This is a genomic window from Clostridium tetani, assembly GCF_900167265.1.
In the GTDB taxonomy this organism is placed as follows: Bacteria; Bacillota; Clostridia; order Clostridiales; family Clostridiaceae; genus Clostridium_G; species Clostridium_G tetani.
In genome coordinates this window covers 104,347-122,610 of sequence record NZ_FUWT01000008.1, presented here as the reverse complement: position 1 = coordinate 122,610, position 18,264 = coordinate 104,347, and the positions used below count along the sequence as shown (strand labels likewise).

The window sequence follows — 18,264 nt, the reverse complement described above, 5'->3', positions numbered from 1 at the left end:
TTAAAAGTTTAATGCGTTTTTTCATAATATAAAAAAGAAAAAATTTACTTCAAAGTGATTTAAAAATCATTTTGAAGTAAATTTTTTAGCTATCAAATGTTTAATAGCTATTTTAGGATTATAAAATATAATTCTTGGTCCGGAAAATCGCATTACTTTAATTATTTTTTCTTTCATATCCTTTTTGTAACAATGTGTAGTACAGTCCTCACAATTAGGCTTGTCCTCACCATATCTACAATTATCGAGCCGCATAATAGCATAATTTAAAAGCTCTGTACATTCAGAGCACAAAGTTTTTTTAGTACCGTGATTTTTATTACAATATAGTTTAATCATTGCCTGTATAGATTGTTTTTGATTTGAAATTTTAGAAGATTTCATATGTATATAGCCTCTCTATCTTATAAATTTGAATTTTAAATAGCTTTGATAAATTTAAAGACATTATAAATATCATATTAAATAATAGCATAAATGATAAGGAATTTCAATATCAGCTAAAAATCAAGTCTTTTTTTATTTTCTAAAATTATGTATTATAATATTAGATTTTGTCATTTTATGATATTATTTAAGAGATTGGAGGATTATTGTGAAAAAAAGAAATTTAAGTATTATTATTGCATTAACATTAGGAGTAACAATCATATTTAAATCACAAGTTAATGCAGCAAAATTAGGAAAGAGATTATCGGGAACCAACAGATATGAAACTGGCTCTAAAATAGTAAGGGAAGGATGGACAAGTTCAGATTATGCAATAATAGCTAGCGGAGAGGATTTTGCTGATGCACTTTGTGCAGCGCCTTTAGCTAAAAAATACAATGCACCAATTTTACTAACTGGAAAATTCCACTTAGACTTAAATACAGAAAATGAATTAAAAAGACTTAATGTAAAAAATGTATTTATAGTAGGGGGAACTGGAGTTGTGTCAGAGAATATCAAAGATAAATTAACAAATATGAATATTAAAACTACTAGAATATATGGACAAAATAGATTTGAAACATCTGTACAAGTAGCTAAAAATTTAGATGATTCTAATGGAGTGATAATTACAAATGGATTTGGTTTTGCAGATGCCTTGTCAATAGCACCAGTAGCTGCACAAAAAGAAATGCCAATATTACTTACTGATAAGAAGGATTTACCACAAGAAGTTAAAGTATTTTTAAAGAATAAAGCTTATAGTATAAGTTATATAGTTGGTGGAAGCGGAGTTGTAAGTAATAAAATAGCTTCAAATTTAAAAAATAACATAAGACTTGAAGGGAAAAGCAGATATGCTACAAATGCATCAGTATTAAATCATTTTAATAGTGAATTTAACTATGATAAGGTTTATATAGCTTCAGGAGAAAACTATCCAGATGCCTTGTCAGGAAGCGCTCTAGCAGCTTTAAGTAATTCTTTCTTAGTTTTAGTAGGAAATTCCGTTGATCCTCTAGTAATGGATTCAGTAGATTTAATACATAATAAGATTAAGGATTTAATGGTATTAGGTGGAAAAAGTGTGGTTTCTGATACAGTAGTAAATAATATTTTAGATGGAAAAGAAACTGTACCAGTAATTCCACTTTTGGGAGAATCAAAGGTTACTTTAGAAACTATGAAAAATTGGGCTAAAAGCAGAGGGGCTACTGAAGAATTTATTAACAATGCTGATTTATATTTTAAATATGGTAAATTAACAGGTATAAGGTCAGATATATTATATGCTCAATCTGCAAAGGAAACTGGGTTCGGTAAATTCGGTGGAGCGGTTACAGAGGATATGAATAACTTTGCTGGAATTAAAATTAAAGATGCCACGGGAGATAAAAAAGAGGACCATGAAACTTTTTCTACTCCAGAAGATGGGGTTAGAGCACATTTTAATCATATAGCTGCTTATTGTGGTGTTAATCCTATAGGACAACCTCACCCGCGTTATTTTGTAGTAAAATCTTGTAGCTGGTCAGGAAAAATAAAAACAGTAGGAGAATTAGCAGGAAAGTATTGTCCAAACCCTAGATACTCTAGAGATTTAATAAATAATTTTTTAAATGATTTATTAAAGTTTAAATAAAAAAATACAGAGTGTGAAGTGAATAAGGGGTGGATTAAAATGAATACAAAACAATTAATTGAATTTATGTCTATTGCAGAAAAATTAAAAAACAATACACGTCATTCATGGACTTCTAGTGGACGTAAAGAAAGTGTAGCAGAGCATAGTTGGAGGCTATCTTTAATGGCATATTTAGTAAAGGATGAGTATCCAAATGCGGATATAAATAAAGTTATTTTAATGTGTATATGTCATGATTTAGGAGAAGCTATTACAGGGGATATACCTGCTTTTTATAAGACTGAATCTGATGAAATAGTTGAAAGTAATGCAGTATATAAGTTACTTGATAGTTTGCCACAACCATATAAGAAGGAATTAACTAATTTGTTTAAAGAAATGGATGAGCAACAAACGCTGGAAGCTAAACTATATAAAGCATTGGATAAGATGGAGACATTAATTCAACATAATGAGGCAGACTTATCAACATGGATACCTATTGAATATGAGATGAACTTGTCTTATGGAACAAAAGAAGTTGAATTCTCCGATTATGCAAAAAAATTAAAGCAAACAATTTATGAAGATTCGGTGCAAAAAATAAAAACTAAATAATTATAAAATATATCCTATAGAATGAACAATTTAAAAAAATCTATTCTATAGGGTTTTATCTTTTAATAGAATGTCTTTTGAAATTTAAATAATGGGATATTTATAAAATATGTTATAATTATTAAAAGATAAATAGGAATCTGTAAAGAGGGTGAAGCCATGAAGATATTTTTACGTATGCATCCAAAGAATCGCCTATCCTCTGTGCAACTATAAAATTAATATTGTACAGAGGAGTGTATATTAAATGAATAGATTAAATAAACCAGTTATTACGAAAGAAACAATCAAAGAAATGGAGGATATGTCATTTTTTATTCATGCTAAAATTTTTGACGATTTGCTAATTGTTGCACAAAAACAAACAAATTGTTTTGTATTAAAGACAAGTGATGGCTTGATAGTAATAGACGCTATTTGGCCGGCAAAAAAAGCTTTTGAGGCAATAATAGATGCGATTAAAGATGTAGGTTGGAATCCTGATACAATAAAAAAACTGGTTTTGACACATGGACATGTTGATCATACAGGATGTGGGAGATGGTTTGTTGAAAAATATCATGTTGATACATATCTTTCTAAAGTAGATGATATTTTTTGGAGAGAACATCCAACAAAACCTGATAGACCGGAAACGTGGAAAGATTATAAAATTGATGCTTATATTCAGGATGGCGATACCATAGCATTAGGTGATAAAACAATATATGTTTACGGTACTCCTGGTCATACTCCGGGAGGATTAAGTTACATATTTGCTGTAAAAGAAGATGAAGAAATACATATGGCAGCATTATGGGGAGGTACTACACCACCATGGACAAAGAATGAAGTGAAACAATATCTCAAGTCATTGGATTATTTTATAAGAGAAGCAGTGTGTAAAAAAGTAGATGTGGCTTTAAGTAATCATACAGCTGTAGATAATGGATTAGAACGCATTATGTATTCAAAAACAAGAATGGGCTATATGCCCAATGTTTATATTATCGGACATGATGGATTTCAAAATTATTGTCAGGTATTTCGTACATTGAGTTATGAGATGTTGGAAAAATTATGAGTATAACACGAAGACGATAAATTCTAATTTTAATAATGCGATATTTATAACAGTTATAAATATCGCATTATTAAAAGAAATAAATTTATCTACAACTTTAAGAATTTCTTGTATAAATCAGGTTTTAGGAAGTAAGTTAATCGATATGAAATGCCTTTAGAATTATAAATTTTATATTATTAGTAAAGTTAATATGATATTATCACCTTAAAAGGTGCCTTTTATAGATATTTTAATATATGAGAAATATTTCCAATGAAATATAAAAAATAATAAAAATAGAATGGTATATTATTATGTAGAATTAACATTGAAACCGAAGGAGTTTTAATATGGTGGAGAAAAATATAAAAATAAACATGCCAAAGGAAGTAAAATATATTATAGATATTTTAGAAGAACATGGATATGAAGCTTATGCCGTAGGAGGATGTATTAGGGATAGCCTTTTAAATAGAATTCCACATGACTGGGATATTACAACAGATGCCAAAGGAGAGCAGGTTATAAAAATATTTAAATCATTGGATTTCAATGTAGTGAAAACTGGAATTAGATATGGAACAGTAACCCTTATTATAAATTCTATTGGATACGAAATAACAACCTATAGAATTGATGGTAATTACTTAGATGGTAGACATCCAGAAAAGGTAGAATTTACTAATAATTTAAAAGAAGATTTAAGCCGTAGAGATTTTACAGTAAATGCTATGGCATATAATCACAAGAAAGGATTAGCTGATTATTATAACGGAAGAGAGGATTTAAAAAATAAAATTATTAAATCTGTTGGGGATCCTTTAAAAAGATTTTCAGAAGATGCCCTAAGAATGATTAGAGGAGTTAGATTTTCTGCCCAATTGGATTTTAACATAGAAGAAAATACAAAAGAGGCTATAAAAAAATTAAGTAGTAATATTAAAAATGTATCTGTAGAAAGAATCAGAGAAGAATTTAATAAAATTTTATTGTCTTCCAATACATATAAAATTAAAGAATTAGAGGAATATGGTCTTTTAAAAAATTTTTTACCAGAATATGCTTTTACTAAGAGAATAGTACAAAATAATCAATACCATATATACAATTTAGAGGAACATTTAATTTGTAGTATAGAAAATGTAGATAAAAAATTACATTTAAGACTTACTATGCTTTTACATGATATAGGAAAATCTCAATGTAAGACTACAGATAATAAAGGTGTAGATCATTTTTGTGGTCATGAAAAAATATCTAGTGAAATGGCAGGAAGCATTTTAAGAAGGTTAAAATACGATAATAAAACCATAGATAAAGTTACTTCTTTAATAAAATATCATCATTATCCAATAGAGAATAAAAGAAATATTAAAAAATTATTAAATAAAATAGGATTAGAACTTTTTAGGGATTTATTAAAAGTTAAAGAAGGGGACATAAAAGCCCAAAACCCTATGTTTTTTAAAAAGAGATATGAAAGTATATTAGAAGCAAAAAAAGTTTTAGAAGAAATATTAAAAGACAAAGAATGTTTTACTTTAAAGGATTTAGCTATTAATGGGAAGGATTTAATAGACTTAGGATATAAGGATGGAAGGAACATAGGTAAAACTTTAAACACATTATTAGAATTGGTTTTAGAGAAGCCAGAACTAAATAAAAAAGAAGAATTAATAAAATATATTAAAAAAGAGGAATCCTAAGCATCATAATGTAGGATTCTTTTTTTCTTTTTTGGATCCACTTTGAATAAGCTTTAGCTTGTCACATCGTTTAAATTGTTTTATTTCATATTCCCGTTTTTGGGCTGAAATTTTGTCTTCATACTCTTCGTAATACACAAGTTTTACTGGAAGCCTACATCTTGTATACTTTGAAGCTTTTCCCTTTGAATGGGTATCTATTCTTTTTTCTAAATTGTTTGTCCATCCAGTATACAAAGTATTGTCGTTACACTGAAGTATATATACATAACACATAATAATCACCGATAATATTGTAACATATAGAGAGGTAAAGAGGGGACGGTTAATTAATTTTACCCAATTCTATATGATTTGAATAAATACTTCATTGTATGTTAATAATTGAGATATTAACTATGGAGTGAGGTGTTTTTCTTGCCAAGAACCAAAAGACAAAAATCAGAGAATGGTATATATCATATAATGATAAAAAGCATAACGGAAGTACCACTATTTAAGAAACATGAAGATAAAATTAGATATTTAAAACAAATGAGGGAATATCAAAAAATATATGGGTTTAAGGTATATGCGTATTGTTTAATGTCCAATCATGGGCACTTTATAATAGATTCTAATGGTGCGGATATATCAAAAACAATGCATGGATTAAACTTCAAATATGCAATAACCTTTAATCGTATTTATAAAAGGAATGGACATCTATTTCAAGATAGATTCAAAAGTAAAATGGTGGATACACAGAGATATCTTATTATGTTATCTGCCTATATTCACAACAATCCATTAGATATAAGAGGATATGAAAAGTGTCCTGAAAAATATAAATATTCAAGTTTAAAGGTGTATTTAGGGCTTGAAAGAGACAATACAGGTCTTCTAGACGAAAGGTTTATAATGCAACTTTTTAGTAATAATGTAAAAGAAGCAAGGGAAAGATATGCTAAATTAGTTTATATATGTAATGATGAAAAAATGAAGAGAGAATTAGAATTTAAAGATATATGTAAGGTTTTAGGGAATATAGCTCAATCAACAGTATCTAGACTTTGTTCTATAGGAGTTGAACTTATATCAACGGAAGATAAGTACAAAAACTTAATAAATAAATTTATATCTGAACATAGCAATTCAAAAGCAGTAGGATATACTTAGAATTTTGTATGGTTTAAACCAAAAGATTTTCTAGAGTGATTTATATAGAGATCCTTTATTTTCCATTTTTAATAAAAGGTGTTATTAGTGTGTCTAAAATAAAAAAGTACAAGCCTCGCTAAAAGGAGAGTTTTGTATATTTATATGAAATGAATATATAAAATATCAAATCAAGACTAGAATTCCATAAATCGAGTTAAAAGATATATAAAACTGTATACCATATGATGTTATAAGAGCATTTGACTGGATGGACTCAGATGAAAAGGCGAGTTGGGATTTTGATGTAAAACCACATAATTTCAATTATAACGAGCTCAAGAAAAATGCTAATAAAATTATAAAAAATAGAAATGGTAGATATTCTTTTTTAAAAGGAAGTATCTATAAAATAAAGGTAAAATTGTTGCAGAAGATGAGATGATTTTGAGAATAGCAATAATTTAAATCAATTAAAAAGGAAGAAATCCAATGGATTTCTTCCTTTTTAATTGACTAAAAAAATTAACCGTCCCTATTAATTAAAACCTAACAAAGATCCTATTTGATAAATTAGAACTGCTGCTAACCATCCTAAAACAAAAGTGTATCCTACGGCAAATAAAGTCCATTTTGTAGAATTTGTTTCTTTTTTGATTGTAGCAATAACAGCAGCACAAGGTGTATAGAAAAGAGTCATAACCATAAAGGATACGGCGGATAAAGGTGTAAATGTACCTTGTATAGCAGTAATTAATTTTGTACCTTCTTCAACACCTGCATAAACCATTCCAAGAGTTGCTACAACTGCTTCCTTTGCAACTATTCCAGTAAACAATCCAACTGATGCTTGCCAAGTTCCAAAACCAGCGGGTTTAAATAAAGGAGCTATAAATGAACCAATTTGACCTAATATGCTAGCCTCACTATTAGGTTCTACTCCATAAGGAAGTACACCTAAAACCCATAGTATAGTTACTACTGAGAAAATAATAGTTCCTGCTCTTTTTAGGAAAGCTCCAACTTTATCCCACATATTTAAAAGTACTCCCTTTAAGGTTGGAAGTCTATAAGGTGGAAGTTCCATAATAAAGTAAGAGCTTTCTCCTTTAAATAATGTTTTACTAAAAATTTTACCTATTATTAATGCAGTTATAATTCCTAAAACATAAAGTAAGAAGATTACTAGTACCCCGTTGTTTGGAAAAAATGCAGCTATAAATACTAAGTATATAGGTATTCTAGCACCACAAGACATAAAAGGATTTATTAAAATTGCGATCATTCTATCTTTTTTATTTTCTAAAGTTCTTGCAGCCATGATACCAGGAACGTTACAACCGAATCCAACTATCATAGATACAAAAGTTTTACCATGAAGACCTAAAGATCTCATTACTCTATCCATAACGTAAGCAGCTCTTGCCATATATCCTGTGTCTTCAAGTATTCCCATTAATAAATATAAGACCATAATTAAAGGAAGGAATTCAACAACAGCTCCCACACCACCAAATATACCATCACCTACAAAGGAAACTAGCCATTCAGGAGAATTTAAGCCAACTAAAAAGTCTGTGGTAGATTCCCCAAGGAATTCTATTGCTCCAGCTGCTAACTCACCAAGCATATCTTGTCCAATGGTAAAAGTTAATTGAAAAATTAAATACATAATTGCTGCAAATATTGGTATTCCAAGCCACTTATTAGTTACCCATTTATCAATTTTATCGGATAAAGTAACATTATTTATATTAGGACGAGAAACTGCCTGGGAAACAATTTTAGATATAAGTTCATATCTTTTATCTACTATAGTTAATTCATAGTCATCCTTTTTTTCAGCTAAAAGGTTTAATTCTTTTTTTAATATTTCAGAAGGGTTATTTTTATTTATAATATTTAATACGTATTCATCACCCTCTAAAATTTTAAGGCTTATCCAATTATAAGGAAGAGGAAGTTTGAACTTTTCTTCTTTTAAAATATTTGTAAGCTTTTCTTTTTTATCATCAAGTTCTTTCCCATAACTAATGGAAATTGGTTTAAAAGAATCTTCTTCTATGAATTTCATAGATTCTTTTATTAAATCAGAAATGCCCGTTTTCCTTTTAGCAACTATTGGTATAACAGGCACTCCAAGTTCTTTAGATAATTTGTTTGTATCTATTTTAATATTTTGTGATGTAGCTTCATCCATCATATTTAAGGCAACAACAACTTTAGCGCCCATCTCCATTAATTGACTAGTTAAATAAAGATTTCTCTCAATATTTGTTGCATCTACCACATTGATTACAACATCAGGGGTATCTCCTAAGATATAATTTCTCGCAACCAATTCATCTTCTGAATAGGCAGCAAAGCTATAAGTTCCAGGTAGATCTATAACCTTAAAACTTTTATCTTTAAATTTAAAAGTCCCTTCTTTTTTTTCAACAGTTACACCTGGCCAATTACCAACATGTTGGTTAGTACCAGTAAGAGCATTAAAAAGAGTAGTTTTACCACTATTAGGGTTACCTACTAATGCAAATGTGCTCATTCATATTCCTCCCTATCTTTTATTAATAAGTATTTTCTGTGCTAAACCTTTACTAATAGCAATACGGCTACCAGTTAGGGAAACTATTAAAGGACCAAAATCATTTTTAACAATTTCTATATTAGAACCCTTATTTATTCCCATTTCATAAAGTCTTTTAGTTATAGTGTCACTTCCTTCTATTATTTCAACAATACCTTTTTCACCTATGTTTAAAAAGGTTAGTGGAATACCTCCCATAAAAAAACTCCTTCCTTTATTAGCCGACTAATATACTTTCAGCTTCTTTTTGCCTAAGAGTAAGCTTGTACCCTCTCACCAAAATTTCTATAGGATCTCCTAATGGAGCTTTACCTGTTACTTTAACAGTTACACCAGGAATTAAGCCCATGTCCATTAGTCTACGTTTTGAAACATCATTAGAAATAGATAAAACTTTAACTGAATCTCCTATGGTAATATCTTTTAAATTTTTCATTATTGTACCTCCATACGTCTGATATTGATAATCGTTATCATTATAACGTATTTATTATAACATAAGTGAAGATAAAACAAAATACCATTTTAATTTATATTTAGCCAAAAATTAGAATTTAAGATATAAATTTAACTTTTATGTTAAAATACTTAAAAATGCTCTTTAAAACTAGTTAATTTGAAAATGATATTAAACTATTTAATAAAATATTTTGTATTGCATTATGAAATGTCCTTGTATTGACTTGAAAATGGATATAATGTAATATTACTAATAAATATATGAATACTTTAGTGAATTCAAAGGATGTGTTTATATGAAATTAGCAGAAGCATTAATATTAAGATCGGATTATCAAAGAAAGATAGAACAGATAAAAAATAGACTTATAAATAATGCAAAAGTTCAAGAGGGAGAAGAACCATCTGAAGAACCAGAAATTTTATTAAAAGAATTAGACGAAGTTATTGAAAATTTGACTGATTTAATTAAAAGAATAAATAAAACAAATTCAAAAACTAAATTCAATGAGGAAATGACCTTAGCTGATGCATTAGCAGAGAGAGAAAAACTTTGGGACAAAAGACTTATATTAAGTAATCTAGCTGAAGTAGCTGCTGTAAAACATGATAGATTTAGTAGATCAGAGGTTAAATATTTTAGCACAATAGATATAAAAGAAACTCAAAAAGAAGTGGACAGACTATCAAAGGAGTTTAGAATTTTAGATACAAAAATACAAGGATTAAACTGGACTGTAGATTTAATTAGTTAGTAGATAACAGTAAATAACTAATAATTAAGGTAGGTAACTTAAATTTGTAAAGGTGAGTACAAAAATTAAAACTTATGATTACTTATAGTGGTGGTATTAGGGCAGTGCTAGTGGTTCGATTCCACACATAACAAATTAAGCCCATAAATGTAACATGAGTACAAATAGAATGTAAATGTAACTACCATGTACTAATTTACAAGTTTTAGCCAGGGTGGGTTAGGGGAATTCATATAAAATAAAGGATGAATAAAGATAGCATGTATTATTAGTTAATAGTACATGCTATCACTTGTTATAAGAAGACAATGGATAAGTTGTTAAATACTATTAAATAATTCTTTGAATAATGATATAATCAAATAGATATTAATTGCAATTTCTATTAAAAAATAAAGAAAAGGGGATAATCATGGATTACAAGAAATATGGTGACAAATATCTTATAAGATTAGACAGAGGAGATGAAATAATAGAAAGTATTAAAGTTTTATGCAAAAAAGAAGATATAAAAGGAGCAAAGGTATCGGGTATAGGAGCTACAAATCAGGTAGTTATAGGTATATATGAACTTGAAAATAAGAAGTACAATGAAAAGCAGTTTAAAGGGGATTTTGAAATTACATCCTTAGTTGGTAATGTATCTACATATAAGGACAATTTAATACCACATTTACATATTAATTTAGGGGATAAAGATTTTAATGTAAAGGGAGGACACTTACAATCCGCTATAATAAGTGTTACAGGAGAAATTTTTTTAGAACCTATTGGAGCTACTTTAGAAAAAGAAATTGATGAAGATACGGGAATTAAAATATTAAACTTTTAATATAAAATTATAATTTTATAACTTAGGAGGAGTATAATGACAGAATATACATTAAAAATAAAATTATTAAAAGAAGATGCAAAATTACCTCAATATGCCCATGATAATGATGCGGGAATGGATTTATTTTCTACAGAGGATAAAATTATAAATCCAGGAAAGCATGCACTCATTTTAACGGGAATAAGTATAGAATTACCTGAAAATACAGAAGCACAAATAAGACCAAGAAGTGGCTTAGCTCTAAAAAATGGCGTTACTGTATTGAATACTCCAGGAACTATAGATGCAGGATATAGGGGAGAAATAGGAATTATATTGATTAACCATGGTGAGAAAAATTTTCAAGTGGAAAAGGGTATGAAAATTGCTCAAATGGTTATAAAGCCAATTGTTAAAGTTAATATTGAAGAAGTAAAAATGTTATCTGAAAGTCAAAGAGGCAAAGGTGGATTTGGCTCTACAGGAAAATAAAGCATATAAATATGAGAAGGTTATTTTATTTAATTTATATTTAGTTTTAGAATGTTAAGGGGGAGACAGTGGTGAAGTTGCGTAAAAATCTAAAATTGGCACAAAAATTAATTTTAAGTTATATATTAATAGCTTTATTAATTGCTATTGTAGGGTTTATTGGCGTATTTAATATGCAAAAAGTAAATAATAGCGGAGAAAGACTATATCATGAAGGTTTGTTGGGAATAAATAGTGTAAGAAATATAAAAGAAAATTTTTTAACCATAGGAGCTAATACGCTTCTTATGGCGTCCCAGGAAAACTTAGGGCGAGTATCTTATTTAGAAAATGATGTAAAAAAATTATTTAACCATAATAATGAGCTTTTTAACATATATGAAAAAACAATAATCACCAGGGAGAATAAAGGTATATATAACAGGTTGAGGAAATCTTCGAGTGACTATAGAAGTATTCATAATGAAATTATGAATGCAGTTAAGAAAAATGATTATAAAAAAGCTAAATTTCATGTAAATCAAATTTCTGAAGTTAGGGATATTATGTTTAGTCAGTTAAATGAATTAATAGATTTAAATATTAAAATGTCTAGGGAAGCTAAAGCAGTAAGTACTTCAACTTATGATAAATCTTTTAAAATAATTATAATGTCTATAGTTTTAGGTTTTATTTTATCTATTACTATGGGATGGGTTACATCTTCTAAAATAATAAAAAATATAAAAAAGACAGAGGATTTTGCAAAGGCTATTGGAAAAGGAGATTTAACAAAGGATATAGATATAAAAGCAGATGATGAAATAGGAGAGATTGCTAAATCTTTAAATAATGCAAAGGAGAATATAAGGACAATTATAAATGAAATAGAAATCAGTGCAAGGGATATAGGAGTTGGGAGTGAAGAACTATCGGCTATTACAGAAGAAGTTTATTCAAAGGTGGAAGCTGCAAATGAATCACTAACTGAAATAACTAAAGGTTCCCAAGATTTAAGTGCTACTGCAGAGGAGGTAAGTGCTTCTACAGAAGATATAGGATCAACTATTAGGGAGTTAGCTCAAAGGTCTGATAATTTTCATGAAACTGTAGAGAATATAAAAAACAGAGCGGTAGATATAAAGAATAAAGCTACAGAAGCAATTGAAAATAGTGAAATGATATACAATAAGCATGAAAAAGATTTAATTAAATCTATTGAAGAAGGTGAGATAGTAGAAGATATTAAGATCATGGCAGAATCTATAGGAAATATTGCAGAACAAACCAATTTACTTGCTTTAAATGCTGCAATTGAAGCAGCTAGAGCAGGAGAGCATGGAAGAGGGTTTGCTGTGGTTGCAGAAGAAGTTCGAAAGCTTGCAGAGGAGTCTACTAACGCTGTAGCAGAGATTCAAACTATGGTAAATAAAATACAAGGTGCTTTTTATAGTTTATCTGAAAATGGTAAAAGTATACTTGAATTTATGGAAACTAATGTTAAACCAACTTATGAATTATTAAAAGATACAGGGGAAAATTATGAAATAGATGCTGAAATGATAGAAGAAATAATGGAGTACATATCACTGTCTTCAAATCAAATATCAGCATCTATTGAACAAGTAAATGTAGCTATACGAAATGTTTCAGACACAGCAGAGGAATCGGCAGCAGGATCTAAAGAAATAATGGCAGGAGCTAATGAGACAGCTATAGCAATGGAAGAGGTATCAACTTCTACAGAAACACAATCTGAATTAGCAAGTAAACTTAATAATGTAATTAGTAAATTTAAAATATAATATTTATGTATTGAATAAAGAAAAGGTAAAGTATATTATAAAATGTGTAGTATTAAAATAGTAAAGTTTAAAAACTTTACTATTTTAATTTTATGGTAAAAACTATAAGGAGTAAGACTAGAATGATTGATTTTAAATTAATAACTTTTTTAACTGTAGTTAAAGTAGGAAGTTTTACAAGAGCTGCTAATGTATTAAATTTAACCCAACCAGCTATATCACAACATATAAAGTATATAGAAAATTACTATGGAGTAGAACTTTTTAAAAATAAAAACAAAAATATGGAATTAACAGAAGAGGGAAAAGTTTTATATAAATATGGAAGACAAGTGGAGAATATTAGCAATATAGTTCATATGAAATTAAAAAACTCTATAAATAAAAGATATGTAGTTGGAGCAACTTTGACCATAGGAGGATATGTAATTCCTTCAATAATAGGAAAATATAAGAAAGAACACAATGATATAGATGTTATATTAAAAGTTGAAAACACTGATACTGTAATAAAAATGCTCTATAAAGGAGAAATAGAACTTGGAGTTATAGAAGGAGGATTTAGTAAAGAAAAAATAGAGTATACTAAGTTTAAGGAGGATGAATTAGTATTAGTAGTGTCTCCAAATCATAAATTTGCTGATAAAAATTTTGTTAATATAGAAGAGATTTTACAAGATAAATTAATCTTAAGAGAAGATGGATCTGGTACAAGGCAAATTTTCGAAGAACATTTAATTGAAATGGGAATAAGAAAAGATGATTATAACATCTATATGGAAATAGGAAATATTTCAGCCATAGTATCTTTAGTAAAATCAAATTTGGGATGTACCATAATTTCTAGAGAAGCTGTGAAAGAAAATATCGAAGAGGGTTCTTTAAAAGAAGTTCAAATAGAAAACTTTAATATGAGAAGGGAATTTAACTTTATATATTTAAAAGATGGAAACGAAAGATTTATAAAAAGTTTTACAATGTTTTGTAAGGAAAATGATATATAAATATTTCTTATCCTGGTATTACAAATAGTAATTGGACAATATATACGTCATCTATTAATATTAACATTGATAACAAAATAACAATATTAATATTATTTTTGTAATATGGGGGGAATAAAAATGGCTATAAAATTAAGTGAAGAGGAATTTAAAGGACTAAAAGGACAAGGTTTTATACCTCAGAGGGGAAAAGAATACTTTGTTTGTAGAGTTATAACAAAAGATGGAAGTCTAAACAACAAAGAAATGAGCAAAGTATCAGAGATAGCTGAGAAATATGGGAGAGGATATTCAAGTTTTACTACTAGATTAACCGTTGAAATACCCTGGATAAAATATGAGGATATAGAAAAGGTTAAAGATGAATTAAAAGAAGTTGAACTATACTCAGGAGGCACAGGCAACCGAGTAAGACCAATAGTTGCCTGTAAAGGAACAGTTTGTACCTATGGGTTAATGGATACACAAAAGCTAGCAAGGGAAGTACATAAAAGATTTTATGAAGAATTCTATGATGTAGTACTACCTCATAAGTTTAAAATAGGTATAGGAGGATGTCCTAATAACTGTATAAAACCAGAATTAAATGATTTAGGTATTGTAGCTCAGAGAAAACCAAAAGTAGTTGAAGAAAATTGTGTGGGATGTAAAATTTGTTCTGTAGAAGAAGTCTGTAAAATTAAAGCTTGCAAAGCTGAAGATGGTAAAATAAAAATAGATTTTGATAAATGTAATAATTGCGGATTGTGTATAGATAAATGCCATTTTAATGGAGTGGAATTACACAAAGAAGGCGTAAAAGTATTTGTAGGAGGGAAGTGGGGTAAAAAACCTAAAATAGGAGAAGTCTTCTCAGATATTACAAGTATTGAAGAAGCAATGGAAATAACAAAAAAACTTATAATCTATTATAAAGAAAAAGGAAACCCTAAGGAAAGATTTGGAAGTCTTATAGAAAGAGTGGGATTAGATAAAATTAAAAAAGAAATATAAATTAGCTAAAATAAAGCTTTGGATGAATTCCAAGGCTTTATTTTTATTCAAAAAATTTGTTTATAATATTGATTTAAACTTATCAAAGTCTATTAGATTTAATAGCTTGTCTACAGATATAGCTATTATTATACCTATAAATGTATCTAAAATTCTATTAATAACATATTTATCTGAAGGCATACCTTTAAGATTTGTCATTATAGCAATAAAAACAATGCAACTAATAATTACAGAATTTTGCTGCTCAAATAAATTGCAAAGATATATAACTATAACAATTCCAATAGCACAAAAAATAGCGGAATGACTAAAGTATAAATAAAATACAATTCCTGTAAAAGCACCTATACAAGTACCTATAAGCCTATATTTACCTGCATTTTTAGTAGAGGAAGGACATTCTTTCATACAGGATATGGCTGCAATACAGGCGTAAAAAGGATATTGTCTATTAAATAAATCAAATAGAATAATACATAAGAAAACAGATAACGCTGTTTTTATATTTCTCAAACCTATTTTAGACATTTTACCACTCCTACTAAATTTAGAACTAATAATATTTTATCATATTAAAAGTGACTAGTATAGAAACACTTTAGTTAAATAAGCTTAAATAAATAATTTAACATAAAAAATATTATGTATACTAAATAAAATGTAAACTAAAAATAAAAAAACAAATTTAAAACAATACGATCAAATATAGACTGTAGAGAAAAAAGGAGCATTCTTTAAGTTTTTGCAAAATATGCTTGAATTTTTCATAAAACTAAAGGTATAATGAGTATAGTTAAGCAATTGTTAATGGAAGGATGAAGTTTATGGTAAAAAGTATGACGGGCTTTGGAAGGGCAACATTTGAAAATGAAAAAAGAAGTTTTGTAGTTGAAATTAAAAGTGTAAATCACAGATATTGTGACATAAACATAAAAATGCCCAGAAGCTTAATCCAGCTAGAACAAAAGATAAGAGCAATAATACAAAAATATGTAGGTAGAGGAAAAATAGACGTATTTATAAATCTTAATACATATGATAAGAGTAATGTGGAAACAATTTTTAATAAGGATTTAGCAGATGGATATGTAAAAAATCTAGAAGAAATAAAAAATAGATATGGTATATCAGAAGAAATTTCTATAGATTTAATTGCTAGATTTCCCGAGGTCATCACCATAGAACATAAAGAGCAAAATATTGATGAACTTTGGATGGAACTTTGCACTCCTTTAGAGGAAGGGGTTGTTTCTCTTGTAAAAATGAGAGAAATAGAAGGTTCTAAACTTAAAGAAAATATTTTAGAAAAATGTGAAACCATTAAAGAAATATGTAAAGAAGTCGAAATTATAGCTCCTAAGGTAGTAAAAATACACAAAGAAAAATTAAATTTAAGATTAGAAGAACTTTTAAAAGATGTTGAAATAGATGAAGAAAGATTATCTATGGAGGTGGCATTATTTGCAGATAGAAGCTGTATAGATGAAGAAGTAGTTAGACTTAAAAGCCACTTAATTCAAGTGAAAGATACTTTGGAATTAGAGGAACCCATAGGTAGAAAATTAGATTTTATAGTACAAGAAATGAATAGGGAAGTAAATACAATTGCTTCAAAAGCTAACAATTTAGATATTTCAAACTTTGTATTAACAATGAAAAATGAAATTGAAAAAATAAGAGAACAAATTCAAAATATTGAATAATAGGAGGAATTATATGGCTATTAAATTAATAAACATAGGATTTGGAAACATTGTTTCAGCAAATAGACTTATTGCAATAGTAAGTCCCGAATCAGCACCAATAAAGAGAATTATACAAGAAGCGAGGGACAGAGGAATGTTAATAGATGCTACATATGGAAGAAGAACAAGGGCTGTTATAATAACTGATAGTGACCACGTAATACTATCTGCAGTCCAACCAGAAACAGTGGCTCATAGACTATCATATAAAGAAGATATATTAGAAGAGGATGAAGACTAATGGAAAAAGGCTTGCTAATTGTAATCTCAGGACCTTCAGGCACAGGAAAAGGAACAGTTTGCAAAGAACTTTTGAGAAACAATAATTTTTGGTTTTCAGTTTCCTCAACTACTAGAGATCCAAGAGAAGGAGAAATCCAGGGTAAGAGTTATTACTTCATGTCTAAAGAAGAATTTGAAGACAAGATTAAAGAAAATGATTTTTTAGAATATGCTAAAGTATATGGTAACTATTATGGAACTCCTAAATCAAAAGTAATAGAAATGCTAGATAAAGGGAAAGATGTAATACTAGAAATAGACATACAAGGGGCTTTACAAGTAAAAGAAAATTATAAAGAAGGAATATTTATATTTATATTGCCACCTTCTATGGAGGAATTAAAAAATAGAATAATAAAAAGAGGAACAGAAACAGAAGAATCTCTTATGACCAGATTTAAATCAGCATATAAAGAAATTAACTATGTATCAAAATATAATTATGCTGTTGTAAATGATAAAGTACATGATGCAGTCGAAAAAATACAAAGTATTATTTCGGCTGAAAAATGCAGAGTGGACAGAATAAAAGACTCAATATTACTTTCTAAGGAGGGAATAATACATGAACAACTCTATGATTAATCCTGCTATAACGGATTTACTAAAAAAAGTAGATAATAGATATTCACTAGTAGTAGTAACATCCAAAAGAGCAAGGCAACTAGTAGATGGAGATGAAGCTCTTTTAGAATCAGATATAGTAAAACCTGTATCTTTAGCTATTGAAGAAGTTAATGATGGGCTTATATCCTATGAGACTATTAGGGAAGGAATAAAATAG

21 protein-coding genes are annotated in these 18,264 nt (G+C 28.3%); 15 read left to right on the top strand and 6 right to left on the bottom strand.

Annotation, left to right across the window (positions count from 1 at the left end):
* Positions 1-66: 66 nt before the first annotated feature.
* Positions 67-384 carry a nitrous oxide-stimulated promoter family protein gene (locus B5D21_RS07800; RefSeq protein WP_035109948.1) on the bottom strand — a complete coding sequence of 106 codons (318 nt, stop codon included), beginning with the start codon at positions 382-384 and terminating at the stop codon, positions 67-69.
* A 211-nt stretch (positions 385-595) separates the two neighbouring features.
* On the opposite strand from B5D21_RS07800, the gene B5D21_RS07795 reads away from it, so the two are divergent.
* The 4 genes from B5D21_RS07795 to B5D21_RS07780 all read left to right on the top strand — a co-directional run bounded on the left by B5D21_RS07795 (position 596) and on the right by B5D21_RS07780 (position 5,425).
* Positions 596-2,074, top strand: coding sequence for a cell wall-binding repeat-containing protein (locus B5D21_RS07795; protein WP_011099433.1), 1,479 nt, complete (start codon positions 596-598; stop codon positions 2,072-2,074).
* 39 nt (positions 2,075-2,113) lie between these two features.
* Entirely contained in the window at positions 2,114-2,674 is a 561-nt protein-coding gene (locus B5D21_RS07790; protein ID WP_035109946.1) for an HD domain-containing protein, read from the top strand.
* Positions 2,675-2,921: 247 nt separating this feature from the next.
* A complete protein-coding gene (locus tag B5D21_RS07785; protein WP_011099435.1) occupies positions 2,922-3,737 on the top strand; it encodes an MBL fold metallo-hydrolase in 816 nt (271 codons plus the stop codon).
* Positions 3,738-4,069: 332 nt separating this feature from the next.
* Positions 4,070-5,425, top strand: coding sequence for a CCA tRNA nucleotidyltransferase (locus B5D21_RS07780; RefSeq protein WP_011099436.1), 1,356 nt, complete (start codon positions 4,070-4,072; stop codon positions 5,423-5,425).
* 3 nt (positions 5,426-5,428) lie between these two features.
* Here the strand turns inward: B5D21_RS07780 and B5D21_RS07775 are convergent, their stop codons facing one another.
* The gene (locus B5D21_RS07775; RefSeq protein ID WP_035109944.1) at positions 5,429-5,701 is read right to left on the bottom strand and encodes a GIY-YIG nuclease family protein; all 273 of its coding nucleotides are present in this window, start codon (positions 5,699-5,701) and stop codon (positions 5,429-5,431) included.
* A 132-nt stretch (positions 5,702-5,833) separates the two neighbouring features.
* Here B5D21_RS07775 and B5D21_RS07770 point away from each other — a divergent pair, with 132 nt between their 5' ends.
* Complete coding sequence (locus B5D21_RS07770; RefSeq protein ID WP_011099437.1) at positions 5,834-6,583, top strand: transposase; 750 nt, start codon at positions 5,834-5,836, stop codon at positions 6,581-6,583.
* Between the two features lie 517 nt (positions 6,584-7,100).
* On the opposite strand, the gene feoB is transcribed toward B5D21_RS07770, so the two are convergent.
* The 3 genes from feoB to B5D21_RS07755 are packed head-to-tail and all read right to left on the bottom strand — an operon-like array spanning position 7,101 to position 9,585.
* Positions 7,101-9,107, bottom strand: a complete 2,007-nt coding sequence (gene feoB, locus B5D21_RS07765) for a ferrous iron transport protein B (RefSeq protein ID WP_011099438.1) — start codon at positions 9,105-9,107, stop codon at positions 7,101-7,103.
* 12 nt (positions 9,108-9,119) lie between these two features.
* The gene (locus B5D21_RS07760) at positions 9,120-9,347 is read right to left on the bottom strand and encodes a FeoA family protein (RefSeq protein ID WP_023438085.1); all 228 of its coding nucleotides are present in this window, start codon (positions 9,345-9,347) and stop codon (positions 9,120-9,122) included.
* Between the two features lie 19 nt (positions 9,348-9,366).
* Entirely contained in the window at positions 9,367-9,585 is a 219-nt protein-coding gene (locus B5D21_RS07755; RefSeq protein WP_035109940.1) for a FeoA family protein, read from the bottom strand.
* 319 nt (positions 9,586-9,904) lie between these two features.
* Here B5D21_RS07755 and B5D21_RS07750 point away from each other — a divergent pair, with 319 nt between their 5' ends.
* From B5D21_RS07750 to B5D21_RS07725, 6 genes are all read left to right on the top strand, one after another.
* Complete coding sequence (locus B5D21_RS07750) at positions 9,905-10,363, top strand: DIP1984 family protein (RefSeq protein WP_011099439.1); 459 nt, start codon at positions 9,905-9,907, stop codon at positions 10,361-10,363.
* A 412-nt stretch (positions 10,364-10,775) separates the two neighbouring features.
* A complete protein-coding gene (locus B5D21_RS07745) occupies positions 10,776-11,195 on the top strand; it encodes a PPC domain-containing DNA-binding protein (protein ID WP_035109938.1) in 420 nt (139 codons plus the stop codon).
* A gap of 36 nt (positions 11,196-11,231) precedes the next feature.
* Positions 11,232-11,669: a dUTP diphosphatase gene (gene dut, locus B5D21_RS07740; RefSeq protein WP_011099441.1), complete on the top strand. Its 438-nt coding sequence runs from the start codon at positions 11,232-11,234 to the stop codon at positions 11,667-11,669.
* 71 nt (positions 11,670-11,740) lie between these two features.
* Complete coding sequence (locus B5D21_RS07735; protein WP_035109935.1) at positions 11,741-13,453, top strand: methyl-accepting chemotaxis protein; 1,713 nt, start codon at positions 11,741-11,743, stop codon at positions 13,451-13,453.
* Between the two features lie 122 nt (positions 13,454-13,575).
* On the top strand, positions 13,576-14,457 hold the full coding sequence (locus tag B5D21_RS07730; RefSeq protein WP_035124893.1) for a LysR family transcriptional regulator: 882 nt from the start codon (positions 13,576-13,578) through the stop codon (positions 14,455-14,457).
* Positions 14,458-14,577: 120 nt separating this feature from the next.
* Positions 14,578-15,450, top strand: coding sequence for a (4Fe-4S)-binding protein (locus B5D21_RS07725; protein WP_035109931.1), 873 nt, complete (start codon positions 14,578-14,580; stop codon positions 15,448-15,450).
* 60 nt (positions 15,451-15,510) lie between these two features.
* Here B5D21_RS07725 and B5D21_RS07720 read toward each other — a convergent pair whose 3' ends face one another.
* A complete protein-coding gene (locus B5D21_RS07720) occupies positions 15,511-15,981 on the bottom strand; it encodes an FUSC family protein (protein WP_011099445.1) in 471 nt (156 codons plus the stop codon).
* Positions 15,982-16,277: 296 nt separating this feature from the next.
* Between B5D21_RS07720 and B5D21_RS07715 the strand changes: the two genes are divergently transcribed.
* From B5D21_RS07715 to rpoZ, 4 genes are read left to right on the top strand one after another with little or no spacing between them, the layout of a single operon-like run.
* Positions 16,278-17,156, top strand: coding sequence for a YicC/YloC family endoribonuclease (locus B5D21_RS07715; protein ID WP_011099446.1), 879 nt, complete (start codon positions 16,278-16,280; stop codon positions 17,154-17,156).
* Between the two features lie 13 nt (positions 17,157-17,169).
* The gene (remA, locus tag B5D21_RS07710) at positions 17,170-17,439 is read left to right on the top strand and encodes an extracellular matrix/biofilm regulator RemA (protein WP_023438094.1); all 270 of its coding nucleotides are present in this window, start codon (positions 17,170-17,172) and stop codon (positions 17,437-17,439) included.
* Positions 17,439-18,065, top strand: a complete 627-nt coding sequence (gmk, locus tag B5D21_RS07705) for a guanylate kinase (protein ID WP_011099447.1) — start codon at positions 17,439-17,441, stop codon at positions 18,063-18,065. Before remA ends, gmk begins: the two co-directional genes overlap by 1 nt.
* On the top strand, positions 18,046-18,264 hold the full coding sequence (gene rpoZ / locus B5D21_RS07700) for a DNA-directed RNA polymerase subunit omega (RefSeq protein ID WP_023438096.1): 219 nt from the start codon (positions 18,046-18,048) through the stop codon (positions 18,262-18,264). Before gmk ends, rpoZ begins: the two co-directional genes overlap by 20 nt.

Coding starts and splice junctions, on each gene's coding strand:
- B5D21_RS07800 (WP_035109948.1), bottom strand. CDS start 384: ATGAAATCTTCTAAAATTTCAAATCAAAAACAATCTATACAGGCAATG.
- B5D21_RS07790 (WP_035109946.1), top strand. CDS start 2,114: ATGAATACAAAACAATTAATTGAATTTATGTCTATTGCAGAAAAATTA.
- B5D21_RS07785 (WP_011099435.1), top strand. CDS start 2,922: ATGAATAGATTAAATAAACCAGTTATTACGAAAGAAACAATCAAAGAA.
- B5D21_RS07780 (WP_011099436.1), top strand. CDS start 4,070: ATGGTGGAGAAAAATATAAAAATAAACATGCCAAAGGAAGTAAAATAT.
- B5D21_RS07775 (WP_035109944.1), bottom strand. CDS start 5,701: ATGTGTTATGTATATATACTTCAGTGTAACGACAATACTTTGTATACT.
- feoB (WP_011099438.1), bottom strand. CDS start 9,107: ATGAGCACATTTGCATTAGTAGGTAACCCTAATAGTGGTAAAACTACT.
- B5D21_RS07760 (WP_023438085.1), bottom strand. CDS start 9,347: ATGGGAGGTATTCCACTAACCTTTTTAAACATAGGTGAAAAAGGTATT.
- B5D21_RS07755 (WP_035109940.1), bottom strand. CDS start 9,585: ATGAAAAATTTAAAAGATATTACCATAGGAGATTCAGTTAAAGTTTTA.
- B5D21_RS07750 (WP_011099439.1), top strand. CDS start 9,905: ATGAAATTAGCAGAAGCATTAATATTAAGATCGGATTATCAAAGAAAG.
- B5D21_RS07745 (WP_035109938.1), top strand. CDS start 10,776: ATGGATTACAAGAAATATGGTGACAAATATCTTATAAGATTAGACAGA.
- dut (WP_011099441.1), top strand. CDS start 11,232: ATGACAGAATATACATTAAAAATAAAATTATTAAAAGAAGATGCAAAA.
- B5D21_RS07730 (WP_035124893.1), top strand. CDS start 13,576: ATGATTGATTTTAAATTAATAACTTTTTTAACTGTAGTTAAAGTAGGA.
- B5D21_RS07725 (WP_035109931.1), top strand. CDS start 14,578: ATGGCTATAAAATTAAGTGAAGAGGAATTTAAAGGACTAAAAGGACAA.
- B5D21_RS07720 (WP_011099445.1), bottom strand. CDS start 15,981: ATGTCTAAAATAGGTTTGAGAAATATAAAAACAGCGTTATCTGTTTTC.
- B5D21_RS07715 (WP_011099446.1), top strand. CDS start 16,278: ATGGTAAAAAGTATGACGGGCTTTGGAAGGGCAACATTTGAAAATGAA.
- remA (WP_023438094.1), top strand. CDS start 17,170: ATGGCTATTAAATTAATAAACATAGGATTTGGAAACATTGTTTCAGCA.
- gmk (WP_011099447.1), top strand. CDS start 17,439: ATGGAAAAAGGCTTGCTAATTGTAATCTCAGGACCTTCAGGCACAGGA.
- rpoZ (WP_023438096.1), top strand. CDS start 18,046: ATGAACAACTCTATGATTAATCCTGCTATAACGGATTTACTAAAAAAA.